Raw genomic sequence first — 12,659 nt, 5'->3', positions numbered from 1 at the left:
GGGCGGAATCTGCCGAATCGAACGTATAACCGATTGTCTAAAAAGAGTTTCTCGTAAAGCATTCGCTGGAGTCACCCTCTAAAGTTACCCCCGAAAAAGGCTTGCTACCCCAACTCCTCGAAATTCGCCTGAATCCGTGCCGCCGACGGGGCGAATGAAATTGCCCCTACTAAAATACCGCGCACAAGCGGCGGATGATCCGCTCTCCTGCAATAAAAAACCCGCACTTAGGCGGGTTCTCGAACGTCTACGGATGGTCGCGGATGCTGAAATGGTGGAGGCGGCGGGAATCGAACCCGCGTCCGCAAGCCCTCTGCCCTTGGTTCTACATGCTTAGCCCGTTCTATTGTTTTTAACCTTCCCACGCCCGAGGGGCAGGGCGATGAGTCGGCGATTCCGTGAGTTTTAGTGGATCAGGTCCGGACGCCCGTCTCCACGATCCTGTGTAATTTTACCCCTGGAACCCGTCGCCCACAGGCGAGAAACGGTCAGAGGCTCGCTGGGTTAAGCAGCGAGAGCGTAGTTGTCGTCGTTGGCAACTATAAGTTTGCGGATGGATTTACGAGGTAACCGCGCCTCGGCATGCACCTTAGGTTTTGCGACCCACGTCGAAGCCATGTCGCCCCCAGGTGATCGATTGGTCACTATAGGCGTGCTTTGGTTCCGTGGCAAGTTCAGCCGGTCTTGAACAATCGCTCCTTGTCGCGCTGCCAGTCGCGATCCTTCTCGGTCGAGCGCTTGTCGTGCTGTTTTTTGCCCTTGGCGAGGCCGATTTCGAGCTTGGCCCGACCGCGTTTCCAGTACATCGCGGTGGGCACCAGGGTGTATCCGGCGCGTTCGATCAGGCCGATCAGGCGGTTCAGTTCGGCGCGCTTGAGCAGCAGCTTACGGCTGCGCGTGGGGTCCGGGTTGACGTGGGTGGAGGCGGCGGCTAGGGCGGAGATGTGGGAGCCGATGAGAAAGCCCTCGCCGTGCAGGATCTTGACGTAGCTTTCCTTGAGCTGGATCCGCCCCGCGCGCAGGCTCTTGACCTCCCAACCCTCAAGGACCATGCCGGTCTCGATGCGCTGCTCGATGAAAAAATCGTGGCCCGCCTTCTTGTTGAGAGCGATGGTCGCGGTGCCGGGGGTCTTGCTTTTTTTAGCGTTTGTCATGTCGTCAGTTTAAAGGAAAGATGCCGGGGGTATAAATGGTTCTCTTGGCTGTATGTTGCCTGGATTCACACCCCGCTGCCAAACTTACACTTGAAATCCGCCAAAAAATGGCTATGATCGCTGGCTCACTTTATGGAGATCCGTTATGCGCCAGCCATTGATCGCGGGAAACTGGAAAATGAACGGCACCAAGACGAGCGCCGAAGCGCTGTTGTCTGGGCTGATCGCGGGCGCGTTGACGATTTCCAAAACGGAAATCGTGGTTTGCCCGCCGTTTCCATTTCTGTCTCTCGGCCAGCAGTTGCTTTCGGGCACGTCAGTGAAACTCGGCGCGCAAAATGTCTGCACCAAGGATGTCGGCGCCTACACGGGTGAAGTGTCCGCCGCCATGCTGGCTGAATTCGGTTGTCGCTATGTCATCTGCGGTCATTCCGAGCGCCGCGAATATTACGGCGAGACGGACGCGATCATCGCGGAAAAGCTGACCGCCTGCGCGAGTCAGGGTATGATCCCCATTCTCTGCGTGGGCGAAACCCTACAGCAGCGTGAGCAGGGACTGACGGAAGACGTGATTGCCGGTCAACTCGAAGGCGTTATCGGTCGAATTGGGATCGATGCGTTCGATCAGGCCGAGATTGCCTATGAGCCGGTCTGGGCGATTGGCACGGGGATGACGGCGTCGCCCGAGCAGGCGCAGGACGTGCATGCATTCATACGTCAGCGTATCGCGGAGCGCAGTCAAACGATTGCCGAGAAGATTCGGATTCTCTACGGCGGCAGCATGAAAGCCGCGAATGCCCGCGACCTTCTGTCGCAACCCGATATCGATGGGGGTCTGATCGGTGGAGCTTCCCTGGTCGCCGCCGATTTTCTGGCGATCTGTCAGGCTGGCGATCTGGTGGCGGGTTGAGACTCGACCGCTGAGTTTCCAACGAAGAGTAGCGCATGCAAACCATTTTGACAGTTGCTCAAGTCTTTTTGTCGCTCGGACTGATCGGTCTGGTGCTGATTCAGCATGGAAAAGGGGCGGATGCTGGCGCTGCCTTCGGGAGCGGGGCCTCTCAGACGGTTTTTGGATCCCAGGGTTCGGGCTCGTTTTTGACGCGAATCACTGCTATCGTAGCGACCCTGTTCTTCCTGACGAGTATGGCGCTGGCGTATTATGCCACTCAGGGTAACGAGCCCGCCGGCTTGATGGACAACCTTGGCGATACCGCGATCATCGATGGGTCTCCCAAGGTGATCGAACCGAATCAGGCTCCGGTATCCGACATCCCGGCGATTCCCGATGATTCTGGATCGATCAAGAGCGATACCGCGACCGATGTACCCGCATTGCCCGGCGCGGTTGAGACAGTTCCCGAAATTCAGGGCGGATTGCCTTCAGAGAGAGCGAATGACGGGGTTGATTCATCGCCAGCAGCGGACGTAACTCCCGCTTCGAATGACGAAACGAGTAAATGATTTATCTTGCCGACGTGGTGAAATTGGTAGACACGCTATCTTGAGGGGGTAGTGGCGTAAGCCGTGCCAGTTCGAGTCTGGCCGTCGGCACCAATCGCAAAAAACGGCATGTCGCCTACGCGGCATGCCGTTTTTTTTGGTAACAAAGCAGTCCAAAGGCTTGAAAAACTTAATGTTTTTGATTGATCTTTGGGTTGACATATAAACAACGGCTGCACTAGACTCCCACATCGCCTAGAAGCATAAAAATAATGACAGTGAGGGGACAGTGCTTGAGAACTATCTTCCGATCCTGATCTTCATCCTCGTCGGGATTCTGGTAGGCGTCGGTCCGCTCGTACTTGGTTACTTGCTCGGTCCGCGTCGGCCAGACAAGGATAAGGACGCCCCCTATGAATGTGGCTTTGAAGCATTCGAGACCGCCCGTCTCAAGTTTGATGTGCGCTTTTATCTAGTGGCGATCCTGTTCATCGTGTTCGATCTGGAAATCGCCTTTCTCTTTCCCTGGGCCGTCGTGATCGGCGATCTCGGAATCCTTGCCTTCTGGGTGATGGCGGTCTTCCTTGGCATCCTGGTCGTTGGCTTTCTCTACGAGTGGAAGAAGGGGGCGCTGGAATGGGAATAGAAGGCATCCTTGAAGAAGGCGTCGTTACCACGACCGCCGACAAGCTGATCAACTGGGCGCGCACCGGTTCGCTCTGGCCCATGACCTTCGGTCTGGCCTGTTGCGCCGTCGAGATGATGCACGCCGGCGCCGCGCGTTATGACCTGGACCGCTTCGGTATCGTTTTTCGCCCGAGTCCACGCCAATCGGATGTGATGATCGTCGCCGGAACCTTGGTCAATAAAATGGCCCCTGCTCTACGTAAAGTCTACGATCAGATGGCTGAACCGCGCTGGGTAATCTCCATGGGTTCCTGCGCCAACGGCGGTGGCTATTACCACTATTCCTATGCGGTCGTGCGTGGCTGCGACCGGATCGTGCCGGTCGATGTCTATGTGCCGGGTTGTCCACCCACGGCGGAGGCGCTGCTCTACGGCATTCTGCAACTCCAGAATAAAATTCGCCGCACGAATACCATTGCCCGCTGAGTATTTCAGATCACATGGCTACATATTCCCTGACCCGCAATGCCAGGCTCGATGCGCTTGCCGCCAACGTTCGCGAACGCTTCGCGGGATTTGGCTGCGATCTGCTCGATGAATTCGGCGAGTTGACCCTGATCGTTCCGGTGGATCGTCTGCTGGAGGTCGCCTGGATTCTGCGCGATCATGCGGATTTTCGCTTCGAGCAATTGATCGACCTCTGCGGTGTGGATTACGCGGCCTTCGGCCAGTCCGAGTGGGAGACCGAGGAGGCGTCGAATACCGGCTTCGGGCGGGGCGTGGACCGCGATTTTGACCTGGCGGTCGACGATCCGAAGCGCTTTGCCGTGGTCTACCATTTCCTCTCGCTGGCGCACAATCGTCGTCTGCGTCTGCGCGTCTATGCTGGTGGCGACCGGCCCATGGTGGACTCGGTGATTTCGGTCTGGGCTACGGCCAATTGGTTCGAGCGCGAGGCATTTGATCTCTACGGGATTCTCTTCCGCGGCCATCCGGACCTGCGGCGCATCCTGACCGACTATGGCTTTATCGGTCATCCCTTTCGCAAGGATTTTCCGCTGAGCGGACAGGTCGAGATGCGGTATGACCCCGAACAGCGGCGCGTCATCTATCAACCGGTGTCCATTCCGCCTCGCGTGTTGGTGCCGAAGGTGATTCGCGAGGATAGCCGCTACGTCAAGGCCGAGGATGGCAAGGAGTCGGCACATGCCTGAGATCCGCAATTACACCCTGAATTTCGGTCCTCAACACCCGTCGGCTCACGGCGTGCTGCGTCTGGTGCTGGAGATGGATGGCGAGGTCATCGAGCGCGCCGATCCGCATATCGGTCTGCTGCATCGGGGCACCGAGAAGCTGGCCGAATACAAGCCCTATAACCAAAGCATCGGCTATATGGATCGGCTGGACTACGTGTCCATGATGTGCAATGAACACGGTTATGTGCGCGCCATCGAAAAATTGCTCGGGGTCGAGGCGCCGGTGCGCGCGCAATACATCCGCACCCTGTTCGACGAGATCACGCGCATCCTGAATCACCTCATGTGGCTCGGCGCGCATGGGCTCGATATCGGCGCCATGAGTATCTTCCTCTACTGCTTCCGCGAGCGCGAGGATCTGCTCGACTGCTACGAGGCGGTTTCGGGCGCACGACTGCACGCGACCTATTATCGTCCGGGCGGTGTCTATCGTGACCTGCCAGATCGCATGCCCCAATATCAGGGCAGTTCCAAATGGCACAGCGCGAAGACGATTGCCCAGCGGAATGACGCTCGTCATGGGTCATTGCTGGATTTCATCGATGACTTCGCCGACCGCTTTCCCGCGCATGTCGACGAGTACGAGACCCTGCTGACCGATAACCGCATCTGGAAACAGCGCACCGTCGGGATCGGCGTGGTGTCTCCCGAGCGCGCGCTCCAGTTGGGCTTTACCGGCCCCATGCTGCGCGGCTCCGGGGTTGAATGGGATCTGCGCAAAAAACAGCCCTATGCCGCCTACGGCGAAGTCGATTTCGATATCCCGGTCGGTGTCAATGGCGATTGCTACGACCGCTATCTGGTGCGCATGGAAGAGATGCGTCAGTCCAATCGCATTGTTAAACAATGCGTGCAATGGCTGCGCGCAAATCCTGGGCCGGTCGCGATCGATGACCACAAGGTCATGCCGCCCAAGCGCGCGGCCGTGAAAGACGACATGGAAAGCCTGATCCATCACTTCAAACTTTTCACCGAGGGCTACTGTCCGCCGCCCGGCGAAGTCTACGCCGCCGTCGAGGCGCCCAAGGGCGAGTTCGGTTGTTATATCGTGTCCGATGGTGCCAACAAGCCCTATCGTCTGAAGGTGCGCGCGCCCGGCTTCCCACACCTGGCCGCGCTGGATGAGATGTCCCGGGGGCACATGCTGGCCGATGTCGTGGCGATCATTGGCACACTGGATATCGTGTTCGGGGAGATCGACCGCTGATGAGTTTTCGTAATGTACCCCTCGCCGTCATCCATGATCGCGACAAATCGGCCCTCTTCACTTCGGAGATTCGCGCGGCCATCGACGCCCTGATCGCGAAGTATCCGTCCGGCTGGAAACAATCGGCGGCGATGCCCGCCCTGACCCTCGTGCAGGACGCCAATGGCGGCTGGCTGACGCGCGAGTTGATGGACGATATCGCCGCTTATCTCGACATGCCCGAGGTCTCGGTCTATGAGGTCGCGACCTTTTACGGCATGTACGATCTGGAGCCCCAGGGGAAACACAAGGTCTGTGTCTGCAACAGCATTTCCTGTCTGCTGCGCGGCTCCGAGGACTTGATCCATCACGTCGAATCCAAGTATGGCGTGCATCCTGGCGAGACCACGGCGGATGGCCGCTTCACCTTCAAGGAGGTCGAGTGTCTGGGCGCCTGCCGCGATGCGCCGGCAGTGCTGGTGGACAAGACCTACCACGAGAATCTGTCCCCCGAGTCGCTGGACAAGCTGATCGACGGGTTGGAGTGAGATCATGGTCCAGAATCAGAATACGGTCTGCTTTCGCAACCTGCATCTCGCGGCGGATGTCCGTCACACCCTGGACGCCTATCGAGGCCTTGGCGGCTATGCGCAGTGGGAAAAGATCCTGCGCGACAAGCTCGATCCGAACCAGTTGATCGACGAAGTCAAGGCATCGAATCTGCGCGGGCGTGGTGGCGCGGGTTTCCCGACCGGGCTCAAGTGGAGCTTCATGCCGCGCACCGCGCCCGGTCAGAAATACATCGTCTGCAACTCCGACGAGGGCGAGCCGGGAACCTGCAAGGACCGCGACATCCTGCGCTACAACCCGCATCAGTTGATCGAGGGCATGGCGATCGCCGGCTACTGCATTGGCGCGACCGTCGGCTACAACTACATTCGCGGCGAATTTTACGAGCCCATCGAACGCTTCGAGGCCGCCATCCAGGAGGCTTACGCGGCGGGTCTGCTCGGCAAGGACATTCAAGGTTCCGGGGTCGATTTCGATCTCTACACGCACCTGGGCGCCGGCGCCTACATCTGCGGCGAGGAGACGGCACTGCTCGAATCCATCGAGGGCAAAAAGGGTCAGCCGCGCTTCAAGCCACCCTTTCCGGCTCAATACGGACTCTATGGCCGGCCCACGACCATCAACAACACCGAGACGCTCGCCTCGGTTCCGGTCATCCTGGAGAAGGGCGGCCAGTGGTTCCTGGAGCAGGGGCGTCCCAACAACGGCGGTCCCAAGCTGTTTTCGGTCAGCGGCCACGTCAACCGGCCTAACAATTTCGAGGTTCCGCTCGGAACTCCGTTCCGGGATCTGCTGGATCTTGCTGGTGGCGTTCTGGACGGTCGGGCGCTGAAGGCGGTGATTCCGGGCGGATCCTCGGTGCCGGTGGTGCCGGGCGAGATCATGATGGACGTCGACATGGATTACGACTGCATCGCCAAGGCGGGCTCCATGCTGGGTTCGGGCGCGGTCATCGTGATCGCCGAGGGCACCTGCATGGTCAAGCTGTTGCACAACCTGGCGCACTTTTATATGCACGAGTCCTGCGGTCAGTGTACTCCCTGTCGCGAAGGGACCGGCTGGCTCGCGCGGGTACTCAGCCGGATTCTGGACGGCAAGGGTCGCCCCGAGGATCTGGATCTGCTCGAAAGCGTGGCGGGTCGGATCGGCGGACGCACCATCTGTGCCTTGGGCGATGCGGCGGCGATGCCGGTGCAGAGCTTTCTCAAGCACTATCGGCACGAGTTTGCCTATCTGATCGAGCATGGCCGCGCGCTGGCGGCTTAGGAAAGACACACTCATGACGGATAAGATCACCATCGAGATCGACGGTCGCGCCTGCGAAGCGGCGCCGGGAGAGATGATCATCGCGGTCGCCGACCGCGTCGGTGTCTCCATTCCCCGGTTCTGCTATCACAAAAAGCTGTCCATCGCCGCGAATTGCCGGATGTGTCTGGTCGAGGCGGAGCAGGGCGGCCGCCCCCTTCCCAAGCCGGTGCCCGCCTGCGCGACCCCGGTTGGCAATGGCATGAAGGTCTGGACGCGCTCGCCGAAGGCGATCGAGGCCCAGCAGGGCACGATGGAGTTCCTGCTGATCAATCACCCGCTGGACTGTCCGATCTGCGATCAGGGCGGCGAGTGCGAGTTGCAAGATGTCGCCATGGGCTATGGCGACGATGTCTCCCGGTTCACCGAGCGCAAGCGGGTCGTCAAGGACGAGGACCTGGGGCCGCTGATCGCGACCGACATGACGCGCTGCATTCAATGTACGCGCTGCGTGCGCTTCTGCGCCGAAATCGCTGGTGTCCGCGAACTGGGCGCGACCGGTCGGGGCGAGGACATGCGGATCGGCACCTTCGTCGCCCATGCCGTCAGCCACGAACTCTCGGGTAATGTCATCGACCTGTGCCCGGTGGGCGCGCTGACCTCCAAGCCCTATCGATTTACCGCCCGCGCCTGGGAGCTAACCGGCGCCAACAGTATCGCGCCGCACGATGGCGTCGGCTCGAACCTGCGTCTGCATGTGCGCGGCCAGCGGGTCATGCGTGTGCACCCGAACGAGAACGAGGCGGTCAACGAGACCTGGATCTCGGATCGCGACCGCTACAGTTATGCCGGACTCAACGGCGACGACCGGCTGACGGCTCCCATGCTCAAACAGGATGGGGTCTGGCGCGAGGTCGATTGGTCGGATGCGCTGACCCTGGTCGCCGAGCGGCTCAAATCCGCCGAGGCCGCCGACATAGGCTGGCTCATGGCCCCCAATGCGACTCTGGAAGAATTCTATCTGGCCCAGCGCATCGCGCGCGATCTGGGTTGCCCGAATCTCGATCACCGTCTGCGTCAGCAGGATTTCAACGGCGACTCGGCCGATCCGCTCCTGCCCTGGCTGGGCGTGACGATTGCGGAACTGGAGGTTCAGCAGGGCATTCTGCTGATCGGAAGCGATTTCCGTCAGGAGCAGCCGCTTTTGGCGCACCGCGTCCGCAAGGCGGTTCTGGCGGGCGCTCAAGTGGTGTGCGTCAATCCGGTTCGGTTGGATCTGAATCATCCGGCCCGTCAGTTCGTTGGCACGCCGTCGGCGATGGTCGCGGATCTGGCCGCAATCGCCAAAACGCTGGAGGTATCCGGCTCGGGTGTGCTGAGAGATGTCATCTCGGCGAGCGAACCGACCGAAGAGCATACCGCCGCCGCAGCCTGTCTGAGTCAGGCCGGCCAGCAGGGGATCGGCTTGATTTTGCTTGGCGCACTCGCTGCGGCACATCCGGATTACTCGCTGCTCAAGGCGCTGGCCCATGCGATCGCCGATGCCGCTCACTGCCGGTTGGGCTATCTGCCAGCCTCCGCCAACAGCGTCGGCGCCTATCTGGCTGGAGCGCATCCGGATCGCCTGCCGGGTGCTCAACCGACCGATCAGCCAGGTTTGTCCGTTGCCGGAATGTTGACCGCTCCGCTCAAGACCTTGGTCCTTTGGGGCTTGGAGCCGGATCTCGACCTCGGCAATCCGGCCGGCGCCATGTTTGCCTGCTCCAAGGCCGATTTCGTGGTCGCCTGCTCGGCCTTCCGCTCGCCGTCGCTGGAGACGGCGGCCGATGTGCTACTACCCATCGGTGCCTTCGCCGAAACCTCGGGAACCTATGTGAATGCCAGTGGAACCTGGCAGCGCTTCCAAGGTGTCGTGCCGCCGCCGGGCGAGGCCCGTCCGGGCTGGAAGGTGCTGCGGGTGCTCGGCAATCTGCTGGATCTGAAAGGCTTCGATTATCGCGATGGGGCTCAGGTGCATGACGAACTCGCCGCGCTTTGTGGCGACAGCCAGTTCGACAATGCTCCACGCGGCAACTTCGAGGTGGCGGGTCAACCTGCCCAAGCGGATCTGACGCGCATCGGCGGCGTGCCCATGTATGCCACGGACCCGCTGGTTCGGCGCGCGCCCGCCCTTCAGCAGACGCAACTGCCGGGATCGGCCTTCGGTGTCTATCTGCATCCCGAGCAGGCCGCCCGCGAGGGACTCGCCGCCATGGATCTGGTCCTGGTGAAGCAGCCCGCGCCAAGCGATGTCGACGTGAGCGAGCGTGAGGTGCTGGCGCGCGTGTTCATCGACGAGCGGGTGCCGCCGGGTTGCGCCTGCATTCCCGCCGGTGTCGAGGGGAGCGCGGGGCTGGGCGATCAGATCGGCCCGATCAGCCTCGCGCGCATGACCGAACCGTCGACCACTGGCGAGCAGTGACGAGGCAACGATGATCGAACTTTGGAACGCACTCCCGCTGGTGATCCAGATCCTGCTCAAGATCGCCGCCATCGTCCTGCCCCTGCTGCTTTTGGTGGCCTATTACACCTATGCCGAGCGCAAGGTCATCGGCTACATCCAGGTCCGCATCGGTCCCAACCGCGTCGGCTGGCGTGGCTGGCTGCAGCCCATCGCGGATGCCGTCAAGCTGATGATGAAAGAGATCATCATCCCGACCAAGGCCGATAAGGTGCTGTTTCTGCTGGCGCCCATGATCGCCATCGCCCCGGCGCTGGCCGCCTGGGCCGTGTTCCCCTTCGATGAAGGTCTGGTGCTGGCCGATATCAACGCCGGTCTGCTCTATATCCTGGCGCTCACCTCGCTCGGGGTGTATGGCATCATCATCGCCGGCTGGTCCTCCAACTCCAAATACGCGCTGCTCGGTGCCATGCGTTCCGCCGCCCAGATCGTGGCCTACGAGATCGCCATGGGGTTCGCGCTGGTCGGGGTGCTGGTCGCGGCCGGGAGCCTCAATCTGGGCGATATCGTCAACGCGCAGTCGGGCAACATCCTCACCTGGTTCTGGCTGCCGCTGCTGCCGCTGTTTGGGGTCTATGTGATCTCCGGGGTCGCCGAAACCAACCGCGCGCCCTTCGACGTGGCGGAAGGCGAGTCCGAAATCGTCGCCGGTTTCCATGTGGAATATTCGGGCATGGCCTTCGCGATCTTCTTCCTGGCCGAATACGCCAACATGATCCTCATCTCGGCCCTGACCGCCCTGCTGTTCGCGGGCGGCTGGCTGTCGCCGCTGCCGCAGTCCTGGGTGGCTGGCGTCTTTCTGCTGGATGACGGATTCCACTGGCTGCTGCTGAAGACCTTCTTCTTCATGTTCCTCTTCCTGTGGTTCCGGGCAACCTTTCCCCGGTACCGCTATGACCAGATCATGCGCCTGGGTTGGAAGGTCTTTATTCCGATCACGATCGTCTGGATCCTGGTCGTGGCGCTGGCGGTGATTTACCGACTGCCGCCCTGGTGGTCCGCTTGAACCGGAGACAACCGATGCTGAAAGCCGCGCGCGACTATCTCCAGAGCCTGTTCATGATCGAGCTGTTCAAGGGGCTTTCCCTGACCGGCGGCTATCTGTTCAAGCGCAAATTCACCGTCCAGTATCCGGAGGAGAAGGCGCCGCTCTCGCCGCGCTTCCGCGGGCTGCACGCGCTGCGCCGCTATCCGAACGGCGAGGAACGCTGCATTGCCTGCAAGCTGTGCGAGGCGGTCTGTCCGGCGCTGGCCATTACCATCGAGTGCGAGCCGCGCGAGGATGGTTCGCGTCGCACCACGCGCTATGAGATCGATCTATTCAAGTGCATCTATTGCGGTTTCTGCGAGGAGTCCTGCCCGGTCGACTCCATTGTCGAGACCGGCATCTATGAATATCACTTCGAGAATCGCGGCGAGAACATCATGACCAAGGACAAGCTGCTCGCGATCGGGGATCAATACGAGGCCGAGATTGCCGCAGCCCGCGCGGCCGACGCGCCCTACCGCTAAACCGCGTCCCGGAGTGAAACACGATGCTTTCAGTGGATACTAACTCCTCAGCGACATCCGGACCTTGGCGCCAGACGCGGTTTAGATGATAAAAAGATGAAAAAATTGAATATTTTAAACCGCGTCAGCGGTGACGTTCATTGGTTCAAGTGAGCCTGCTCCAACTCACAACTACGCATATCACACTGGACGCGGTTTATGGGCTTTGAAAAATTTCTCTTTTATGTCTTCGCGCTCATCACCCTATGGGCCGCGGGGATGGTGATCACCCGGCGCAACCCGGTCCATGCGGTGCTCTTCCTGGTTCTGGCCTTTGTGACGAGCGCGGCGCTCTGGATCCTGCTGGAGGCCGAGTTCCTGGGGATCGTGCTGATCCTGGTCTATGTCGGCGCGGTCATGGTGCTGTTCCTGTTCGTGGTCATGATGCTCGATGTGGACATCGCGACCCTGCGGGCCGGGTTCATCCGCTATCTGCCGCTGGGCGCCCTGGTGACCGTGGTGATGGCCATCGAGATGTTTCTGGTCGTGGGGCCGGCGAATTTCGGTCTGGATGCCTTTCCAGCGCCCGCACCACTAGGCGCGGATGTCAGCAATACCCGCGAACTCGGACTGCTGCTCTATACGGTGTATCTCTATCCGGTCGAGATCGCCTCGGTGATTCTGCTGGTCGCCATTGTCGCCGCCATCCGACTGACGCTCCGTCATCGGCCCGACACCAAGTACATCGACCCCTCCCGCCAGGTCAGCGTCAAAAAGGGACCGGACCGGATTCGGATCGTCAAGATGGCCACGGAAGACCAGGTTCCGATGCCAGCCTTGGCGGGCGGCCACTCTCAGGATAAGGAAGAGACCGAATGATCGCACTCTCCGACTATCTGATCCTCGGCGGTTTTCTCTTCTCCATTGCCGTTGCCGGGATCTTTCTGAATCGTAAGAACGTCATCCTGCTCCTGATGTGCATCGAGCTGATGCTGCTGGCGGTCAACATGAACTTTGTCGCCTTCGCGCATTTTCTCGGCGACATGACCGGACAGGTCTTCGTCTTTTTCATCCTGACCGTCGCCGCTGCCGAGGCCGCCATCGGCTTGGCGATTCTGGTCGTGCTGTTTCGCAATCGGCAGACCATCAATGTCGAGGATCTGGATTCGCTGAAGGGGTGATGAAGA

At 60.4% G+C, this 12,659-nt stretch carries 14 protein-coding genes, 1 tRNA gene and 1 other RNA gene; 14 read left to right on the top strand and 2 right to left on the bottom strand.

Features of this window, described 5'->3' with window-relative positions; all coding sequences use genetic code 11:
* Positions 1-272: 272 nt before the first annotated feature.
* Positions 273-627: a transfer-messenger RNA gene (ssrA, locus tag QZY07_RS12200) on the bottom strand.
* Between the two features lie 47 nt (positions 628-674).
* Positions 675-1,154 carry an SsrA-binding protein SmpB gene (gene smpB, locus QZY07_RS12195; RefSeq protein ID WP_295402882.1) on the bottom strand — a complete coding sequence of 160 codons (480 nt, stop codon included), beginning with the start codon at positions 1,152-1,154 and terminating at the stop codon, positions 675-677.
* Positions 1,155-1,299: 145 nt separating this feature from the next.
* Here smpB and tpiA point away from each other — a divergent pair, with 145 nt between their 5' ends.
* The 14 genes from tpiA (at position 1,300) to nuoK (ending at position 12,653) form a co-directional block, all read left to right on the top strand.
* On the top strand, positions 1,300-2,064 hold the full coding sequence (gene tpiA, locus QZY07_RS12190) for a triose-phosphate isomerase (protein WP_295402879.1): 765 nt from the start codon (positions 1,300-1,302) through the stop codon (positions 2,062-2,064).
* A gap of 35 nt (positions 2,065-2,099) precedes the next feature.
* A complete protein-coding gene (secG, locus tag QZY07_RS12185; protein ID WP_295402877.1) occupies positions 2,100-2,618 on the top strand; it encodes a preprotein translocase subunit SecG in 519 nt (172 codons plus the stop codon).
* Between the two features lie 8 nt (positions 2,619-2,626).
* Positions 2,627-2,711, top strand: a tRNA-Leu gene (locus QZY07_RS12180).
* Positions 2,712-2,886: 175 nt separating this feature from the next.
* Complete coding sequence (locus QZY07_RS12175; RefSeq protein WP_295402874.1) at positions 2,887-3,243, top strand: NADH-quinone oxidoreductase subunit A; 357 nt, start codon at positions 2,887-2,889, stop codon at positions 3,241-3,243.
* A complete protein-coding gene (locus QZY07_RS12170; protein WP_201096037.1) occupies positions 3,234-3,710 on the top strand; it encodes an NADH-quinone oxidoreductase subunit B in 477 nt (158 codons plus the stop codon). The genes QZY07_RS12175 and QZY07_RS12170 overlap by 10 nt, the downstream gene beginning before the upstream one ends.
* Positions 3,711-3,724: 14 nt before the next feature.
* On the top strand, positions 3,725-4,438 hold the full coding sequence (locus QZY07_RS12165) for an NADH-quinone oxidoreductase subunit C (protein WP_295402870.1): 714 nt from the start codon (positions 3,725-3,727) through the stop codon (positions 4,436-4,438).
* Positions 4,431-5,687: an NADH-quinone oxidoreductase subunit D gene (locus tag QZY07_RS12160; protein WP_295402868.1), complete on the top strand. Its 1,257-nt coding sequence runs from the start codon at positions 4,431-4,433 to the stop codon at positions 5,685-5,687. The genes QZY07_RS12165 and QZY07_RS12160 overlap by 8 nt, the downstream gene beginning before the upstream one ends.
* Complete coding sequence (locus tag QZY07_RS12155) at positions 5,687-6,214, top strand: NAD(P)H-dependent oxidoreductase subunit E (RefSeq protein ID WP_295402865.1); 528 nt, start codon at positions 5,687-5,689, stop codon at positions 6,212-6,214. Before QZY07_RS12160 ends, QZY07_RS12155 begins: the two co-directional genes overlap by 1 nt.
* 4 nt (positions 6,215-6,218) lie before the next feature.
* Positions 6,219-7,502, top strand: coding sequence for an NADH-quinone oxidoreductase subunit NuoF (gene nuoF, locus QZY07_RS12150; RefSeq protein WP_295402864.1), 1,284 nt, complete (start codon positions 6,219-6,221; stop codon positions 7,500-7,502).
* Between the two features lie 13 nt (positions 7,503-7,515).
* Entirely contained in the window at positions 7,516-9,942 is a 2,427-nt protein-coding gene (gene nuoG, locus QZY07_RS12145; protein ID WP_295402861.1) for an NADH-quinone oxidoreductase subunit NuoG, read from the top strand.
* Between the two features lie 10 nt (positions 9,943-9,952).
* On the top strand, positions 9,953-10,987 hold the full coding sequence (nuoH, locus tag QZY07_RS12140) for an NADH-quinone oxidoreductase subunit NuoH (protein ID WP_295402859.1): 1,035 nt from the start codon (positions 9,953-9,955) through the stop codon (positions 10,985-10,987).
* A 17-nt stretch (positions 10,988-11,004) separates the two neighbouring features.
* A complete protein-coding gene (nuoI, locus tag QZY07_RS12135) occupies positions 11,005-11,493 on the top strand; it encodes an NADH-quinone oxidoreductase subunit NuoI (RefSeq protein ID WP_295402885.1) in 489 nt (162 codons plus the stop codon).
* A 198-nt stretch (positions 11,494-11,691) separates the two neighbouring features.
* Positions 11,692-12,351: an NADH-quinone oxidoreductase subunit J gene (locus QZY07_RS12130; RefSeq protein WP_295402856.1), complete on the top strand. Its 660-nt coding sequence runs from the start codon at positions 11,692-11,694 to the stop codon at positions 12,349-12,351.
* Positions 12,348-12,653: an NADH-quinone oxidoreductase subunit NuoK gene (nuoK, locus tag QZY07_RS12125; protein ID WP_014780145.1), complete on the top strand. Its 306-nt coding sequence runs from the start codon at positions 12,348-12,350 to the stop codon at positions 12,651-12,653. The genes QZY07_RS12130 and nuoK overlap by 4 nt, the downstream gene beginning before the upstream one ends.
* Positions 12,654-12,659 lie beyond the last annotated feature (6 nt).

Source organism: uncultured Thiocystis sp. (assembly GCF_903866365.1).
In the GTDB taxonomy this organism is placed as follows: Bacteria; Pseudomonadota; Gammaproteobacteria; order Chromatiales; family Chromatiaceae; genus Chromatium.
Note: the sequence above shows the minus strand (reverse complement) of the source record. Positions and strands in the feature narration are given on the sequence as shown.

Excerpts from the sequence above, each read along its gene's own strand:
- nuoH (WP_295402859.1), top strand. The coding sequence starts at position 9,953 with ATGATCGAACTTTGGAACGCACTCCCGCTGGTGATCCAGATCCTGCTC.
- secG (WP_295402877.1), top strand. The coding sequence starts at position 2,100 with ATGCAAACCATTTTGACAGTTGCTCAAGTCTTTTTGTCGCTCGGACTG.
- QZY07_RS12130 (WP_295402856.1), top strand. The coding sequence starts at position 11,692 with ATGGGCTTTGAAAAATTTCTCTTTTATGTCTTCGCGCTCATCACCCTA.
- nuoF (WP_295402864.1), top strand. The coding sequence starts at position 6,219 with ATGGTCCAGAATCAGAATACGGTCTGCTTTCGCAACCTGCATCTCGCG.
- nuoG (WP_295402861.1), top strand. The coding sequence starts at position 7,516 with ATGACGGATAAGATCACCATCGAGATCGACGGTCGCGCCTGCGAAGCG.
- tpiA (WP_295402879.1), top strand. The coding sequence starts at position 1,300 with ATGCGCCAGCCATTGATCGCGGGAAACTGGAAAATGAACGGCACCAAG.
- QZY07_RS12165 (WP_295402870.1), top strand. The coding sequence starts at position 3,725 with ATGGCTACATATTCCCTGACCCGCAATGCCAGGCTCGATGCGCTTGCC.
- QZY07_RS12160 (WP_295402868.1), top strand. The coding sequence starts at position 4,431 with ATGCCTGAGATCCGCAATTACACCCTGAATTTCGGTCCTCAACACCCG.
- QZY07_RS12155 (WP_295402865.1), top strand. The coding sequence starts at position 5,687 with ATGAGTTTTCGTAATGTACCCCTCGCCGTCATCCATGATCGCGACAAA.
- nuoK (WP_014780145.1), top strand. The coding sequence starts at position 12,348 with ATGATCGCACTCTCCGACTATCTGATCCTCGGCGGTTTTCTCTTCTCC.
- smpB (WP_295402882.1), bottom strand. The coding sequence starts at position 1,154 with ATGACAAACGCTAAAAAAAGCAAGACCCCCGGCACCGCGACCATCGCT.
- QZY07_RS12170 (WP_201096037.1), top strand. The coding sequence starts at position 3,234 with ATGGGAATAGAAGGCATCCTTGAAGAAGGCGTCGTTACCACGACCGCC.